Genomic DNA, 15176 nt, shown 5'->3' with positions numbered 1-15176 from the left:
TAGCGCATCGGGCAGGAGGCTCCATGACCGTACGTACGATCGTTCCCGTGATACTTTCAGGTGGTTCCGGCACGCGCCTCTGGCCGATGTCCCGCCCCGAAATGCCCAAGCAGATGCTGGCGCTGACGGCGAACGAGACGATGCTCCAGTTGACGGCAGGTCGTGCCAAGGGTGAACGCTATGCGGCGCCGATCGTCGTCGCCAATGCGCGCCACGCCGATCTGGTCGAGCAGCAGTTGGCCGATGCCGGGGCGACGCCGCAGGCGCTGATCCTCGAGCCGGCCGGTCGCAACACCGCGCCGGCGATCGCGCTCGCGGCAATCGCCGCAGGTGGTGGTGGCGACGCGTTGCTGGTGATGCCCTCGGATCACGTCATCGGCGATATCGCGGCGTTCCATGCGGCCATCGAGGCGGCGATGCCGCTCGTCACGCAGGGCTGGCTCGTCACCTTCGGGATCGCTCCCGACGCGCCCGAGATCGGCTATGGCTGGATACAGATCGGCGACGAGCTCCAGCCCGGCGTCAATCGCGTCGCCCGGTTCGTCGAGAAGCCGCCGCTCGACAAGGCGCAGTCGATGCTCGCCAGCGGCGATCACGCCTGGAACGGCGGGATTTTCCTCTTCCAGGCCGATGCGTATCTGGAGGCGCTGGCGCAGTTCAATCCCGGCATCCTGATCGCGACGCGCGAGGCGATGGACAAGGCGCGGACCGAGGGCACGCGGATCTATCCCGATGCGGCTGCCTTTGCCGCCTCGCCGGACGATTCGATCGATTACGCCGTGATGGAGAAGGCGGACCGGGTCGCGGTCGTGCCGGTCGCGATGGGCTGGAACGACGTCGGCAGCTGGGACGCGCTGCACGCGATCAGCGACGTCGACGACAAGGGCAATGCCCATCGCAGCCAGGGCAACGGCGCGGTTCTGGCGATCGACACGAAACAATGCTTCGTCCGCAGCGACGGCATCCGGATTTCGCTCGTGGGTGTCGAGGATCTGATCGTGGTTGCGAGCGGCAACGACGTGCTGATCATGCCGCGTGGTCGCAGCCAGGAGGTCAAGAAATTGATCGAGGCCATGAAGGCCGTCCCGGCGAACTGACGGTTTACGCTTCAGGGTTCGGGCGCGTTGCGGGGCGCCCGGACCGAAGCTCCTAGCGCTTTTTGCGGCTCTGGACCTGCGACAAACGCGTCAGCAACATCGGAATATCGTCGGTGATCATCGTATCGGTCGGCGTCTGCCAGGACGAACGGAGAGTCTCGCCGATGGCCTGTAAACGTGCGTCGGCTCCACGCCTGGTTGTCTCGTTTCGCACTTCAACCTCACCTACGCATACGAAACCCGGCGGGTCCCTGGGGGGATGGAGACACCGCTGGGTTCTCCTGTCTAACCTATGATCGCAGTCGTAGTTCCGCTGGCTTCGGTGGTCTCGCTTCGGTCTGTGTCGATTGGGTGTCGGTTCGGCTCTGGCGGTTCGCGTCCCGATCCGCGAAGATACGCGCCAGTTAAAGGGAGAGTTCGTCATGGATCGTCGCCAGTTCCTCGCATCGGGGAGTGTCGCCGCGCTCGCCACCACCGTGTTGCCGTCCAGCGTGTTCGCGCAGTCGACCGGCGACACCGCGCTCAATGCGGAGTTCGAGCGGATCTTCCAGAAGAGCGTCGCGCGGTCGCCCGAGCTTGCGACCTCGCTCGGCCTCGACAAGGGACCGCTCGCCGGCCTCAAGAGCCAGCTCTCGCCGCGGACGCCCGAAAAGCGCGCACGCGACGTTGCCGAGACCAAGGCGTCGATCGCGAGCCTTGCGCGCTATGACGGCGCGGGCCTGTCGCCGGCGGCCAAGCTGAACCTCGAAGTGGTGCGCTATTCGCTGAACACGCAGATCGCCGCGCCCGAGAAATTCGGCATGGACAGCCCGATCCGCCCCTACCGGATCTTCCAGCAGGGCGGCGCCTATTTCCAGGTGCCCGATTTCCTCAACACCGCACACACGATCAACGCGATGCCCGACGCGGAGGCGTATCTGTCGCGGCTCGACCAGTTCGGCACGGTGCTCGACCAGGAAAGCGCGATGCAGCAGGTGGAAGCCGCGCGTGGCCTGCTCGCCCCCGCTTGGTCGCTCGACCTGACGCTGGGCCAAATGCGGAAGCTGCGCGGTCAGCCGGCGGCGACATCGAGCATCGTCCAGTCGCTCGTTAAGCGCGCTGCGGCGAAGGGCATCGGCGGCGACTGGCAGGCGCGTGCTTCAAAGATCGTCGACGAGAAGGTCTATCCCGCGCTCGACCGCCAGATCGCGCTGATCGAGCGGTTGAAGCCGACCACCAAGCCGGGCGACGGGATCTGGCGCGTGCCGAACGGCGACGCGATCTACGCGATGGCGCTGAACCAGGCGACGACGACGACGATGAGCCCCGACGAGGTCCACCGCATCGGCCTCGCGCAGGTCGCCGAGATCACCGCGCAGCTCGATACGATTCTGAAGTCGCAAGGGTTCACGACCGGCACGGTCGGCGAGCGGCTCGCCAAGCTGAACGTCATGCCCGATCAGCTCTATGCGAACACCGCGGCGGGTCGCACCGAGCTGATCGCGGGGCTCAACGACAGCGTGAAAGCGATGTATGCCAAGCTGCCCCAGGCGTTCTCGGAGGTGCCGACGCAGCCGCTCGAAATCCGTGCGGTGCCGATGGAGATTCAGGACGGCGCCTCGAACGGCTATTACAACCGCGCTTCGCTCGACGGCAGCCGCCCGGCGATCTACTTCGTCAATCTGAAGGACGTCGGCGACTGGCCGAAATACACGCTGCCCTCGCTCACCTATCACGAGGGCGTACCGGGGCATCACCTCCAGATCAGCCTCGCGCAGGAATCGAAGGATATCCCGACCCTCAGGAAGATCGGCTTCTTCTCGGCCTATTCGGAAGGCTGGGCGCTGTATGCCGAGCAGCTGGCGGACGAACTCGGCGCGTATGCGTCGCCGCTGGAGCGTGCCGGGTATCTCCAATCGTTCCTGTTCCGCGCGACGCGACTGGTGGTCGATACCGGCATTCACGCGAAGCAGTGGAGCCGCGAGAAGGCGACCGACTACATGGTAGCGACGACCGGCTTTGCGCGGCCAAGGACGCTGCGCGAGGTCGAGCGCTATTGCACGCAGGCCGGCCAGGCGTGCAGCTACAAGGTCGGCCACATGGCATGGACGCGCGCGCGGCTGAAGGCGAAGGCGGCACTGGGCGACCGGTTCGACCTGAAGCAGTTCCACGACATCCTGAAGGAGGGCGCGATGCCGCTGACGATCCTGGAACGCCGCGTCGACGAGCGGATCGCGGCCATTCGCGGGCGCGCGTAAATGCTCATGAAAGTGGCAATCATCGGGCTGGCCGCGATGCTGTCGGGGGCTGGTGCTCCCGGCAATGCCCCGCAGCCATCCGCCTCGGATGCCATCCTCAAGGCCGAACTGATCGACGCGCACGCCCCCTATCCGCAGGCGCACGCGTCGACGATCGTGCAGCTCGCCGACGGCACCTTGATGGCGGCCTGGTTCGCCGGATCGGGCGAAGGCAATGCCGACGTCCGCATCTGGACGTCGCGTAGCATCAGCGGCGGGGACGGCGGATGGAGTGCGCCCGAACCGGTGGCGGCGGGCATCGGCGCCGATGGTCGCCATCTTCCGACATGGAACCCCGTCCTGTTCCAGCCTGCCCCGGGCGACCTGCGCCTGTTCTACAAGGTCGGGCCGAACCCGCGCGACTGGTGGGGGATGATGATCCGCTCGACCGACGACGGCCGTAGCTGGAGCAAGCCGGAGCGCCTGTCCGATGGCGTCCTCGGCCCGATCAAGAACAAGCCCGTCGTGCTGCGCGACGGCAGTTGGCTTGCACCATCGAGCCGCGAAGAAGGCACCGCGGAGTCCAATCGCTGGTCGCTCCGCATGGAACGCAGCACCGATCGCGGCGCGCATTGGACGGTCGAGCCGCCGATCCCCTCGCCGATGCATATCGAGGCGATCCAGCCCAGCGTGCTGTCCTATCCCGACGGGCGGCTCGAACTGATCGCCCGCACGCGTCAGGGTGCGCTGGCGATGAGTTGGTCGAAGGATACCGGTCGGACCTGGTCGCCACTGGCTGCGATCGACCTTCCCAACCCCAATGCCGGGACCGATGCGGTGACGCTGCGCGATGGGCGACAGCTGATCGTGTACAATCATAGCGGTCATTGGCCCGACCGCCCCGGCGACGGACCGCGCTGGCCGCTCAATCTCGCACTGTCGGACGATGGTGTGCGCTGGCATCAGGTGCTGACGCTGGAAAGCAAGCCGCTGCCCGACGGCTATGCCTATCCCGCGGTGATCCAGACTCGCGACGGGCTGGTCCGGATTACCTACACCTATGATCGCAAGCACATCAAATACGTCGTCGTAGACCCGCGCCGGCTGCGCTGATCCGGACGGAACGCGAGATTCAGGACGTCTCGAGTTTCAGTTTGGGGCCTACAATCGTACGCCACCATATCCTTGTTCTCCCGCGAAGGCGGGAGCCCAGTCTGGATCCCCGCCTTCGCGGGGAGACACGTATTTCGTCCTGGGGTTCGCGCTTAGCCGCACAAAACCCCGGACCCGTTTAGCGTCCCTTGGCGTCGAGCGTCTGCGCGGCCACACGGACCGTTGCGGTCTGGACGATGTCCGCAGCGGACGTTGCGAGCATGACCTTGTAGTCGCCGCCAGCGATCTTCCACCCGCCGCTGGCGACGTCGAACGTCGCGAGCAGGCGCGGATCGATCGTGACCGATACGGTCTGGCTCTTGCCGGGGGCGAGATCGACCTTGCGGAAGGCGCCGAGCCGCTTGGGCGCTTCCCAGCCTGCGCCAGATACGTAAACCTGCGCGACTGCCTTGCCTTGCACCGACCCGGTGTTCTGGACGGTGAAGTCGGCCTTGATGCCCTTGCCCGCCGTCGCCGCGGTCAGGCCGGTTATCGCGAAGTTGGTGTAGGACAGGCCGTAGCCGAACGGGAACAGCGGCTTGGCGCCGGTCTTGTCGAACCATTTATAGCCGACCGCCGCACCCTCGATGTCGTAATTGCCCATCGGATGCGCGTCGCGGTCGAGCTTCGGATCGCCCTCCAGCTTGGGCCGCGGGGTCTGCGCGAGCGAGGCGGGGAAGGTCGCGGGCAGATGCCCCGACGGGTTGACCTCGCCGGTCAACACGCGCGCGATCGCCTCGCCGCCCGCCGTGCCCGGATACCACGCCTCCAGCACCGCGCCGACCTTGCCGAGCCACGGCATCACCACCGGACCGCCGGTTTCGAGCACGACCACCGTCTTCGTGTTCGCACGCGCGACCGCGTCGATCAGCGCGTTCTGATTGTCGGGGAGGTTCAGGTCGGGAACATCGAACGACTCGCCGGTCCACTGCTCGCCGAACACCACGACGACATCCGCCTTGCGTGCCGCTGCGGCTGCGGCCTTGACGTCCTTGCCGTCGAGATACGTCACGGTCGCGCCGGTTCGCGCCTGCAACGCCTTCATCGGCGACGACGCGTGATAGGTCTTGGGACCGGGAAAACCGCTAGGGAATTCGTCGGGCACGATCAGGCCGTTGGTCGGCGCGTTGTGCGAATAGACCTGGCTCGAACCACCGCCCGACAGCACGCCGACATCGGCATGTGCGCCGATCAACAGGATCGACTTGGCCGACTTGGCGAGGGGTAGGAGGCCGGCGCTGTTCTTGAGCAGGACGATGCCCTCTTCCGCGTCCGCGCGCGTCACCGCGGCGTGGGCGGAATAGTCGATCCTGGTCGCCTGGTCGCCCGCCACGACCGTGTCGAACGCGCCCACCGAGACCATTCCCCAGAGCACGCGGCGCGCCATATCGGTCGCGCGCGCTTCGCTGACATGGCCGTTGTTGACCGCCTCGCGCAGGGCATCCGCAAAGTACGCCGAGCGATCGAACGCCCAGCCGGACTGCTGGTCGAGCCCGGCATTGGCCGCCTCGCTGGTCGAGTGCACCGCCCCCCAGTCGGACATGACATAGCCCTTGAAGCCCCAGTCGCGCTTAAGCACCTTGTTCAAGAGCCAGTCGTTCTCGCACGCATAATGGCCGTTCACTCGGTTGTAGGAGCACATCACCGAGCCCGGCTGGCCGACCTCGTTGGCGATCTCGAACGCGAGCAGGTCGGACTGTCGCGCGGCCTGTTCGCCGATCCTGTGGTCCATCGTGAAGCGGTTCGTCTCCTGCCCGTTGAAGGCGTAGTGCTTCATCGTCGAGACGACGTGCTGCGACTGGATGCCCTTGATCTCGTGCCCGGTGATCACGCCCGCCAGCAACGGATCCTCGCCGCCATATTCGAAGTTGCGCCCGTTGCGCGGCTCGCGCGTGAGATTCATGCCGCCGGCGAGTTGCACGTTGAAGCCCGACAGGAACGCCTCCCTGCCGATCATCGCGCCACCGGCCTGCGCCAGTTCCGGGTTCCAGGTCGCCGCGGTCGCGATGCCCGACGGCAGCGAGGTGCGCAGGCGCGGCGTCGGCCCGCGCTGGCTGGCGACGCCGACACCGGCATCGGTCTGCCACTGGTTCGGGATGCCGAGCCGCGGGATACCGGGCACGATCCCGGCGGACGCGGGAAGGCCGTCCTTCGGATAGACCCAGTTCTTGACCGGCGTCTTCAACCAATCGGCATTGGTCGCGAAATAGCCGAAAGTCAGCTGCAGCTTCTCGTCGAGCGTCATCTCCTTGAGGATGAGCTCGACCCGTGCGTCGGCGTTCAGCGCGGTATTCATCCACAGCCGTGCCTTGGGCGCCTCGGTCCGCGCCGCCGCTGCACCGGGCGCATTGTTGGTGGTCTGCGCCATAGCGGGCGCTGCAAAGCCGACACTCATCACGACCGAGCCCGCAAGGAGACGTGCAAGAATGGCCTTGGTCCGAGATGCGATCATGAAACCCTCTTTTTTTCTGACTAATGTGTACGTCGGATACGGCCTGCCGAAGCCGTCGCATAGAGGGCGCTGGCGAACAGGACGGCGATCTCCGTCAAAGCCATCGTTTCCAGGCAATCGTTTCCGGGCAAGCGATTTAATCTAAAGCAATTGCAGGGGACTTTGTGATGTAAACCGTATCTCCTCATGCACGTTTTTACAAAAATTGCGGTGTAATTGTTCCGCAAGCGGTTGAACCCAGTCCCGCACGTTGTTACGGCGACGTCAGTCAATGGAGTTGAACATGGCCGAAGATACCACCGACCTGAGCGCCGTCGAACTTGCGACTGAGCTGACCATTGCTTGGCTTGGCAATCCTAATACGCGTAGCTCTGCCGATGACGTTCCTGCCTTTCTCGGCAAGATGCATGACACCGTCGCGGCACTGCTGGGTGCTACCACCGAATCGCCGTCGGTCGAAGCAGTCGCTGAATACACGCCGGCCGTGTCCGTCCGAAAGTCGCTGGCGTCGAAGGATCACATCATTTCGATGATCGACGGCAAGTCATACAAGACCTTGCGCCGCCATTTGGCCACGCACGGCATGACGCCCGCCGAATATCGCGAACGCTATAGCCTCAAGCCCGACTATCCGATGGTGGCCGAGAATTATTCGGAAAGCCGTCGCGCGATGGCGAAGAAGATCGGCCTGGGTCGCAAGCCCGGCGCGCGCAAAGCCGATGCAGCGCCTGCACCCGCCGCAACCACGCGTAAGCGCAAGACGGACACTACCGCCGCCGAATAAGCCCGGCGCGCATCAGCAATGATGTGTGGCACCAGCGAAAAGGGACCGGCGCCGCCGAGCGTCGGTCCCTTCTTCATGCATGCTGCAGTTTTCCCGGGGGAACGGGTTACTTGCCGAACGAACCGCGGCGATACAGCAGCGTGATCGCGACGCGACGGTTGCGCGGATCGTGCGGGTCCTTGACGATCAGCGGCTCGCGGTCGGCCACCCCTTCGATCCGTTCGAACCGCGCTTCCGGCGTGCCGCCCGACAATAGTCGGCGACGCGTCGCCTCGGCACGGCCCGATGCCAGCATCCAGTTGTTCATCGCCCGCGGATCGCCATACGGCACGCTGTCGGTATGCCCACGGATCATGATCGGGTTCTGCATGCCCGAAATCGAGCCCGCGATCATGCCGATCAGCTCGCTGGCCTGCGGATCGAGCGCGGTCGTTCCCAGCGCGAACATCGAATAATCGGCGTCGTCGACCAGGTCGATCCGCATGCCGTCCTGGGTCCGCACGAACCGCACATGACTGGCCAGCCGCGAGAGCTTGGCCGATCCCTGGATCTGGCTCAGCACGCGCTTGCGCATCGCCTCGAAATTCTTGCGATCCTCGCTGGCGAGCGCCTGGCGGTTCTTGATCGATCCCTGCTCGCCGGTCCCGATCGACGGACCGCCCTTGCCCGCATCGGGAATCGCGATCTGCGCCATGCTCGTCTGGCCCGCCTTCGGACCGATCTTGTTCTTGTCGAGGATCGATTCGCCCCCGAACAGCGCGCCGCCGCCGATCCCCAGCGAGCGCGTGTCGATCAACGTGGGGGCGAAATAATCGGCGATGCCCTTGCGTTGCTTTTCGGTGGTCGCACCGAGGATCCACAACAACAGGAAGAACGCCATCATCGCGGTCACGAAATCGGCATAGGCGACCTTCCAGGCGCCGCCGTGATGGCCGCCATGCCCCTCGATATAGATCTTCTTTACGATGATCTTCGGTGGCTGGATGTTGCCGTGGGGCGCGCGGGCCATGCTGTCTGCCGCCCCCTACTTGCCGCGAAGACCGTCGAAGACTTCGGCGAAGCCTGGCTGGTTCTTGTGCGCGATGCCCGAGCGGGCAGCCTCGATCACCAGCGGCTGCGGATGACCGTGCAGCGAGGCGATGATGATCTGCTTGACCACGCCGTAGATCGCCGCATCGGCGTCGAGCACCTGCCGCAACCGGTTGGCGAGCGGCGCGACCATGCCGTACGCGAGCAGCACGCCCATGAACGTGCCGACCAGCGCCGAACCGATCATCGAGCCGAGGATCGACGGCGGCTTGTCGATCGAACCCATTGTCTTGACCACGCCCAGCACCGCCGCGACGATGCCCAGCGCCGGCAAGGCATCAGCGAGGCTGGTCAGCGTCCCATGCGCGCTTTCCTCCTCGTGGTGATGCGTCTTGATCGACTGGTCCATCACCTCCTCCACCGCGTGCACGTCGAGCGTCCCCGACGACACCACCACCAAGCGCAGCGTATCGGCGATCAGGTCGATGAGGGCGTGGTCTTTAAGGAGCTTTGGATATTCCGCGAAGATCGCCGAGGATTGCGGGTCCTCGACATGCGGCTCGAGCGCGATCGGCCCGTCCATCCGCAGCATCTTCATCAGCTTGCTGACCAGGAAGATGACGTCGAGATAGTCCTGCTTCTTGTATTTGGGCCCTTTGAAGACCTTGCCGAGGCCGGCGCCGAGCGCTTTGAGTTCCTTGCCCGAATTGCCGATGATCAGCGCGCCGGCGGCGGCGCCACCGATGATCAGCATCTCGTGCGGGATCGCCTCCAGAACGGGGCCGAGCGCGCCACCCGTAAAGGCGAATCCTCCGAACACCATGACGAGGAGGACGACGATGCCGATGACCGGAAACATGGTGCTGGAAATTCCCCCTGGGCCGACAATGGCAGGTACGTAGCCAGAGAATTAACCGGATTTAGTAGCCAACCGGTTACCAGACGCCGCGCCCTGACTAAAAAATATCGGTCGTCGAAACGTCAGCGAAGATAATCGAACAGCGAGAGGGAGGAGAGCTTCGAAAAACTCGCCTGCGTCGCCGACAGGATCGTCATCGTCTTCTGCAGCTCGACCACCGCGGTCGGAATATCGGTATCTTCCAGCGCAGAGCGGGTCGCTTCGCGGTCGACGCCGGTATCCTTCAGCCGCGACGTCTCCAGATCGACCCGCGCCGCGCGCGCACCGAGCGAGGCCTGGACGGTCGACACCTGATCCGATGCCGCGCTGATGTCGGCCAGCGACGTATCGAGCGCATCCGGCGTGAAATCATCCGATTGCAGTGCGGTCGCGATCGCGGCGAGCATCGCCAGCGTGTTGGTACCGCCCTCGATGCTGCCATCGGGGCGCGTCGTGCCACCGACCGTGAAGACCCGTGCTGCGGTCTCGTTCGCCTGCACGCTCTGGCCATCGCCGATCGGGATACCCGACACCGGCTTGGAGGCGAGTGCGTAGCTGCCGTCGGTGGCAACCGCCGCCGTGCCGTCGCCACCGCCGAACAGTGCCTGCCCGCGTGCGTCCTTGCCATTGGCGAGGCCGGTAAGCGTCGCGACGATCCCGGCGAGCTGTTCGCCGATGGCTTTGCGGTTTGTCGCGTTGAGCGTGCCGTTACGCGCCTGCGTCACGAGGGTGGTCGCGGTCTGGAGCTGGTCGCTGATCGCGCTGAGGCTCGTGTCGCCCTGCTTCAGCACCGACGTGGCGGTGCCGAGATTGGCCGCATACGCCTTGTCGTCGGCGGTATCGCGCGCGAGCGTTGCGAGCCGCTGATAGGCGACGCTGTCCTGCGACGGCGCGGAAAAGCGCTTGGTCGTCGCGATCTGGGTCTGCAACGCATCCGCCCTGCCGGTGAGCGACGTCATCGTGCTCGCGGCACGATCGTAGAAGAGGCTGGTGGCGATCTGCATGGGCTTTACCGTAGATCGAGGATGGTCTGGAACGTGTCGCGCGCGGTCTGGATCACGCGGCTCGACGCCTGATAGGCCTGCTGGAAGCGCAGCAGGTCGACCGCTTCGCTATCGAGGTCGACACCCGAGGCGGACGCAAGCGACGCGACCGCGCCATCGCGGATCGCGCCCTGCGCATCGGCGACCGTCTTGCGCTGTTCGAGCGCGGCCGCGTTGCCGGCAACGAGCATGGTCGTCCGCGTCTCGAAGCCGCCGCTGGTGCGGACCGTCTGCAACGCCGACAGATTGGAGGCATCGCGCACGCCGCCGGTCGCGCCAGCGGCGGCGATCCCGCGCGGATCGGTCAGCGAAACGGAGATGTCGGTCGGGCTGGTACCGGTCGCGAACAGCGCGGCACCGGGATTGCCGTCGAGATCGCGTCCCTGCGCCTGAACCGCGTTGACCTGGGCGGTGAAGTCGCTGGCGATGCCGTTGAGCGATTCGCGCGCCGCGGCGATCCGCTGCGCGCCGTCGGCCATCCCGGCAAGCGCACCGCCCGTCGGCGACAGGTCGGACGTGACGCCGCCGCGCGTCACCGCGAACTGCACCGCGCCTTCGTCGTTGCGGGCGAACGACGCCTGCCAGCTTTCGTTACCCGCCACGAATACCGTGCCGGTCGCGCTGCCGAGCCGCACCGTCGCGCGCCCGAGATCGTCGAATGCCGTGCTGACATCGGTCAGCGTGCTCATCTGGTCGAGCAGCTGGTCGCGCTGATCGGCGAGCTGTGCCGCGCTCGACGAACCCGGCTGCGTGCGCGCGAGCCCGTCATTGACCTTGGCGAGCGCGGTGCCGAGCGCATTGAGCGACTGGACCGCCTGCGTTGCGGACGAATCGAGTTCGGTCACGGCGGTATCCAGCGCCTTGCCGGTCGCGGCAAAGGCCTCCGCCGCAGTCTTCGCCGCTTCGAGCATCACCGCGCGTGCCGGTACCGAGGTGGGGTCGGCGGACAAGGTCTGCGCGGAACCGAAAAAACTGGTGAGCCGGTCGCCGAGCTTGTTGTCGCCGAGCGAGGCTTCGATCCGGCTCATCCACGCGACGCTCGTTTCGGTCTTGCCGAGGTCGGTGCCCGCGGAGCGGACCGCCTGCGATCGATACGCATCGGCGCTGCGGCCGACGCCGACCACGACCACGCCACTGCCGGTCGCCGAGTTGCGCGCGTTGATCCCGCCATTGACCGACGAGACCTCGGCGAGCGTCGTCGTCCGCCGGGTGTAGCCGACCGTCCCTGTGTTCGCGATGTTCTCCGACACCGTCGACAGCGCGGTCTGGTAGGCGCGAACGCCCGAGGCGCCGATCGAGAGGAGATCGCTCATGGCGGCGAACCTGCCGTGGGTTCGTTAAGATCGGATTGAGACTTTGCCAGGAAATCGGTCATCGCCTTGCCGATGCCGAGCGGCGTGTGCTCGGCCATCGACTTCGCGACCAGACCGTCCTGCATATCGGTGAAGGTATCGATCGCCTTCGAATCGAACAGCGGATCGCTCAACTTCGCCTGACGCATGCTCTTGAGCATCATGCCGGTGAAGACCGCCTCGAACTGCTGGCCCGCCTTGTCGAGATTGTCCTTCGACTTGAGGCGGCTCGTGTCGGTCGAGATGCCGGTGGTTGGCCCAGTCGTCGGCGTGGCCGTCGGCGTGGTCGTCAACGTGGCGGGTGCGTTGAGCGGGCTCACAGGACGATCAACTCGGCCTTGAGCGCGCCGGCTTCCTTCAGCGCCTCGAGGATCGCGACAAGGTCGGCCGGCGATGCGCCGATCGCGTTGACCGCCTTGACGATGTCGGCAAGCCGGGGGCCGGGGTTCAGCAGGAACATCGGGCGACGCTCCTCCTCGACCGCGACGGCGCTGTTCGGGGTGACGACGGTCTGGCCGCCGCTGAACGGGGCCGGCTGGCTGACCTGCGGCTTCTCGTCGATCCGCACCGTCATCTTGCCGTGCGTGATCGCCGCAGGGCCGACCCGGACCGCGGAATTGATGACGACGGTGCCGGTGCGCGCGTTGACGATCACCTTGGCGGACGGCTCGGCGGAGACGACGTCGAGATTCTCGATCGTCGACATCAGCGTGGCGCGGATATCGGCACCGAACGGCGCGCGCACCGCTACCGAGACCGCGTCGATCGCCTGCGCGCTGCCGAAGCCGAGCTTCGAGTTGATCGCGCCGGCGACATTCTGCGCGGTGGTGAAATCGGCGCGGGCGAGGTTGAAGGTGAGCGTCGGTGCGCTGTCGAACCCGGTCGCGACCGCGCGTTCGACGGTGGCGCCTTCGGGGATGCGACCGGTCGAGGGTACGTTGACGACGATCTTCGACCCGTCCGCACCTTCTGCGCCCAGGCCGCCGACCGCGAGGTTGCCCTGCGCCATCGCGTAGATCTGGTTATCCGCGCCGAGCAGCGGCGTCATGATCAGGCTGCCGCCGCGCAGCGACTTGGCCTTGCCCATCGACGCGACGGTGATGTCGAGCCGCTGGCCGGGCTTGGCGAACGGCGGCAGTTCGGCGGTGATCATCACGACGGCGGCGTTCTTCATGCCCGGGTTCGCGGACGGCGGCAGTTGCAGGCCGAAGCGCGACGCGACGGCTTTGAGCGACTGCACGGTGTATTCGAGATTGTCGTCGCCCGTGCCGGGGAGACCCACGACGATGCCGTAGCCGGTCAGCTGGTTCGACCGGATACCCTGGAACCCGCCAAGATCCTTGATCCGGTCGGCCGAGGCCGGCGCGGCGATCAAGAGCGATGCGAGGAGAGTGGCGAGGAGACCTGCGAATAAACGAAACACGGTCTTTAGTCCTTTACCGTTCGTGCTGAGTAGCGACCGAGTAGGCGCGCAGCGGCGTATCGAGATGAGCTGGTCGGATCTTCCCCCGGAAGATCCTGAACATGCCGGGGGCATGTTCACCAGCTCACCGTATCGAAGCATGGGTTCCGCGCGCCAACCTGTCCTTCGATACGAGCCCTCGATACGCGCCTTCGGCGCTACTCGGTCTCTACTCAGGACGAACGGCTGGTGATTGCGCATCAAAACGGGCTGACGACGGAGAAGAAGCGGCCGAGCCACCCCTGGCGGCCGGCGCGGGCGACGTCGCCCTTGCCGGTGTACGAGATCTGCGCGTCGGCCACGCGGGTCGACAGCACGCGGTTGTTGGCGTCGACATCAGCGGTGCGGACCAGACCCTTGATCTTCAGGAACTCGTCGCCGCGGTTGAGCGTGACACGCTTCTGGCCCTGCACCAGCATCGTGCCGTTGGGATAAACTGCGGCGACGGTCACGCTGACCTCGCCCGAAAGCGAGTTCGCCTGGTCGGCGGCCCCCGTGCCGTTGAAATTGCGCCCGCCGCTGATCGAGGCATCGCTCTTGCTGAACAGGTTGAGCGCGCCGGTGGTCGGCGGCGTGATGCTCGCCCCGCCGTTGCTGTCGAGCTTCGACCCCGACGACTTCGACGCGGCGGTCCGCTCGACCAGCACGATCGTCAGCGGATCGCCGACCTTCCGCGCGCGCCAGCCTTCGTACAGCGCGGCGTAGCCATCCTGCGCCTGGAAGATCGAGCCTGTGGCGACGACCGGGACCGGCTGGACCGGCAACGGCCGCGCGACCGAGAAATCCTCGGGCGGCACCTTCTTGCCGAAGATGCTGGCATCCGCCGACGTCGGGCCGGCGATCGCCGCGATGGCGATAAGCGAAATGAAGGATAAGCGGATCATGCTGCGCTCCGCGATCAGATGTTCTGGTTGACGTATTTGAGCATGTCGTCGGTCGCCGAGATCATCTTCGAATTGACCTCGTACGCGCGCTGCGTCTCGATCATGTCGACGAGTTCCTCGACGACGTTGACGTTCGACGCTTCGAGCATGCCCTGCTTGATGTTGCCGCGGCCGTCCTGCCCGGCGATGCCGACATTGGCCGTGCCGCTGGCCGCGGTCTCGACGAGGTAGTTGTCGCCGGTCGCCTGGAGCCCTGCACCGTTCGGGAAGCTGGCGACCTGGATCTGGCCGATCTGCGTCGCCTCGGTCTGGCCGGGCACGGTCGCCGACACGGTACCGTCCGAACCGATCGTGATCGCGGTCGTGCCCTCGGGCACGGTGATGCCGGGTTGCAGCTGATAGCCCTCGCTGGTGACCAGCAGGCCTTCCGCCGAGCGCGAGAAATTGCCGGCGCGGGTATAGCCGAGCGTGCCGCCGGGCATCTGCACCTGGAAATAGCCGTCGCCGTCGAGCGCGAGATCGAGGCTGTTGCCGGTCGTCTGCATCGCGCCCTGCGTGTCGATCCGCGCCGTGCCCTGGAGCCGGACGCCGGTGCCGAGGTTGAGCCCGGTCGCGTATTTGGTCTCCGCGGTGCTCTGCGTACCGGGCGTCGTGACGACCTGATAGGCGAGCGCCTCGAACGCCGCACGGTCCTTCTTGAAGCCCGTCGTGTTCACGTTGGCGAGGTTGTTCGAGATGACGCGCATGCGGGTATCCTGGGCGTCGAGCCCGGTACGCGCGATATGCATGGCTGCGGATGACATTCGT

The 15176-nt window shown here is 65.8% G+C and carries 13 protein-coding genes; 4 read left to right on the top strand and 9 right to left on the bottom strand.

All coding sequences use genetic code 11. The annotated features are described in order from the left end of the window. Positions 1–23 precede the first annotated feature (23 nt). The 3 genes from U1737_RS15035 (at position 24) to U1737_RS15025 (ending at position 4426) form a co-directional block, all read left to right on the top strand. Positions 24–1097 carry a mannose-1-phosphate guanylyltransferase/mannose-6-phosphate isomerase gene (locus tag U1737_RS15035; protein ID WP_332797318.1) on the top strand — a complete coding sequence of 358 codons (1074 nt, stop codon included), beginning with the start codon at positions 24–26 and terminating at the stop codon, positions 1095–1097. Between the two features lie 422 nt (positions 1098–1519). Then, entirely contained in the window at positions 1520–3334 is a 1815-nt protein-coding gene (locus tag U1737_RS15030) for a DUF885 domain-containing protein (RefSeq protein WP_332797317.1), read from the top strand. Continuing rightward, on the top strand, positions 3335–4426 hold the full coding sequence (locus U1737_RS15025) for a sialidase family protein (protein ID WP_332797316.1): 1092 nt from the start codon (positions 3335–3337) through the stop codon (positions 4424–4426). A 178-nt stretch (positions 4427–4604) separates the two neighbouring features. Here U1737_RS15025 and U1737_RS15020 read toward each other — a convergent pair whose 3' ends face one another. Continuing rightward, positions 4605–6917, bottom strand: coding sequence for a glycoside hydrolase family 3 C-terminal domain-containing protein (locus U1737_RS15020; protein ID WP_248523562.1), 2313 nt, complete (start codon positions 6915–6917; stop codon positions 4605–4607). Between the two features lie 283 nt (positions 6918–7200). Between U1737_RS15020 and U1737_RS15015 the strand changes: the two genes are divergently transcribed. Continuing rightward, positions 7201–7701 carry a Ros/MucR family transcriptional regulator gene (locus U1737_RS15015; protein WP_248523564.1) on the top strand — a complete coding sequence of 167 codons (501 nt, stop codon included), beginning with the start codon at positions 7201–7203 and terminating at the stop codon, positions 7699–7701. 106 nt (positions 7702–7807) lie between these two features. On the opposite strand, the gene U1737_RS15010 is transcribed toward U1737_RS15015, so the two are convergent. The 8 genes from U1737_RS15010 to flgG all read right to left on the bottom strand — a co-directional run bounded on the left by U1737_RS15010 (position 7808) and on the right by flgG (position 15172). After that, positions 7808–8710, bottom strand: a complete 903-nt coding sequence (locus U1737_RS15010) for a flagellar motor protein MotB (protein WP_248523566.1) — start codon at positions 8708–8710, stop codon at positions 7808–7810. A 15-nt stretch (positions 8711–8725) separates the two neighbouring features. After that, positions 8726–9589 carry a flagellar motor stator protein MotA gene (gene motA / locus U1737_RS15005; protein ID WP_187504688.1) on the bottom strand — a complete coding sequence of 288 codons (864 nt, stop codon included), beginning with the start codon at positions 9587–9589 and terminating at the stop codon, positions 8726–8728. Positions 9590–9711: 122 nt separating this feature from the next. After that, on the bottom strand, positions 9712–10632 hold the full coding sequence (locus U1737_RS15000) for a flagellin N-terminal helical domain-containing protein (RefSeq protein ID WP_332797315.1): 921 nt from the start codon (positions 10630–10632) through the stop codon (positions 9712–9714). A gap of 5 nt (positions 10633–10637) precedes the next feature. After that, complete coding sequence (flgK, locus tag U1737_RS14995) at positions 10638–11984, bottom strand: flagellar hook-associated protein FlgK (RefSeq protein WP_332797314.1); 1347 nt, start codon at positions 11982–11984, stop codon at positions 10638–10640. Continuing rightward, positions 11981–12343, bottom strand: coding sequence for a rod-binding protein (locus tag U1737_RS14990; protein WP_432715083.1), 363 nt, complete (start codon positions 12341–12343; stop codon positions 11981–11983). Before U1737_RS14990 ends, flgK begins: the two co-directional genes overlap by 4 nt. Continuing rightward, positions 12340–13446: a flagellar basal body P-ring protein FlgI gene (locus U1737_RS14985; protein WP_432715084.1), complete on the bottom strand. Its 1107-nt coding sequence runs from the start codon at positions 13444–13446 to the stop codon at positions 12340–12342. Before U1737_RS14985 ends, U1737_RS14990 begins: the two co-directional genes overlap by 4 nt. Before the next feature lie 239 nt (positions 13447–13685). Then, on the bottom strand, positions 13686–14369 hold the full coding sequence (locus U1737_RS14980) for a flagellar basal body L-ring protein FlgH (protein ID WP_248523572.1): 684 nt from the start codon (positions 14367–14369) through the stop codon (positions 13686–13688). Between the two features lie 14 nt (positions 14370–14383). After that, complete coding sequence (flgG, locus tag U1737_RS14975; protein WP_332797313.1) at positions 14384–15172, bottom strand: flagellar basal-body rod protein FlgG; 789 nt, start codon at positions 15170–15172, stop codon at positions 14384–14386. Positions 15173–15176 lie beyond the last annotated feature (4 nt).

This window comes from Sphingomonas fucosidasi (genome assembly GCF_036663855.1).
Classification (GTDB): domain Bacteria; phylum Pseudomonadota; class Alphaproteobacteria; order Sphingomonadales; family Sphingomonadaceae; genus Sphingomonas; species Sphingomonas faeni_B.
The sequence above is the reverse complement of the archived record's forward strand: the minus strand, read 5'-3'. Positions and strand labels throughout refer to the sequence as shown.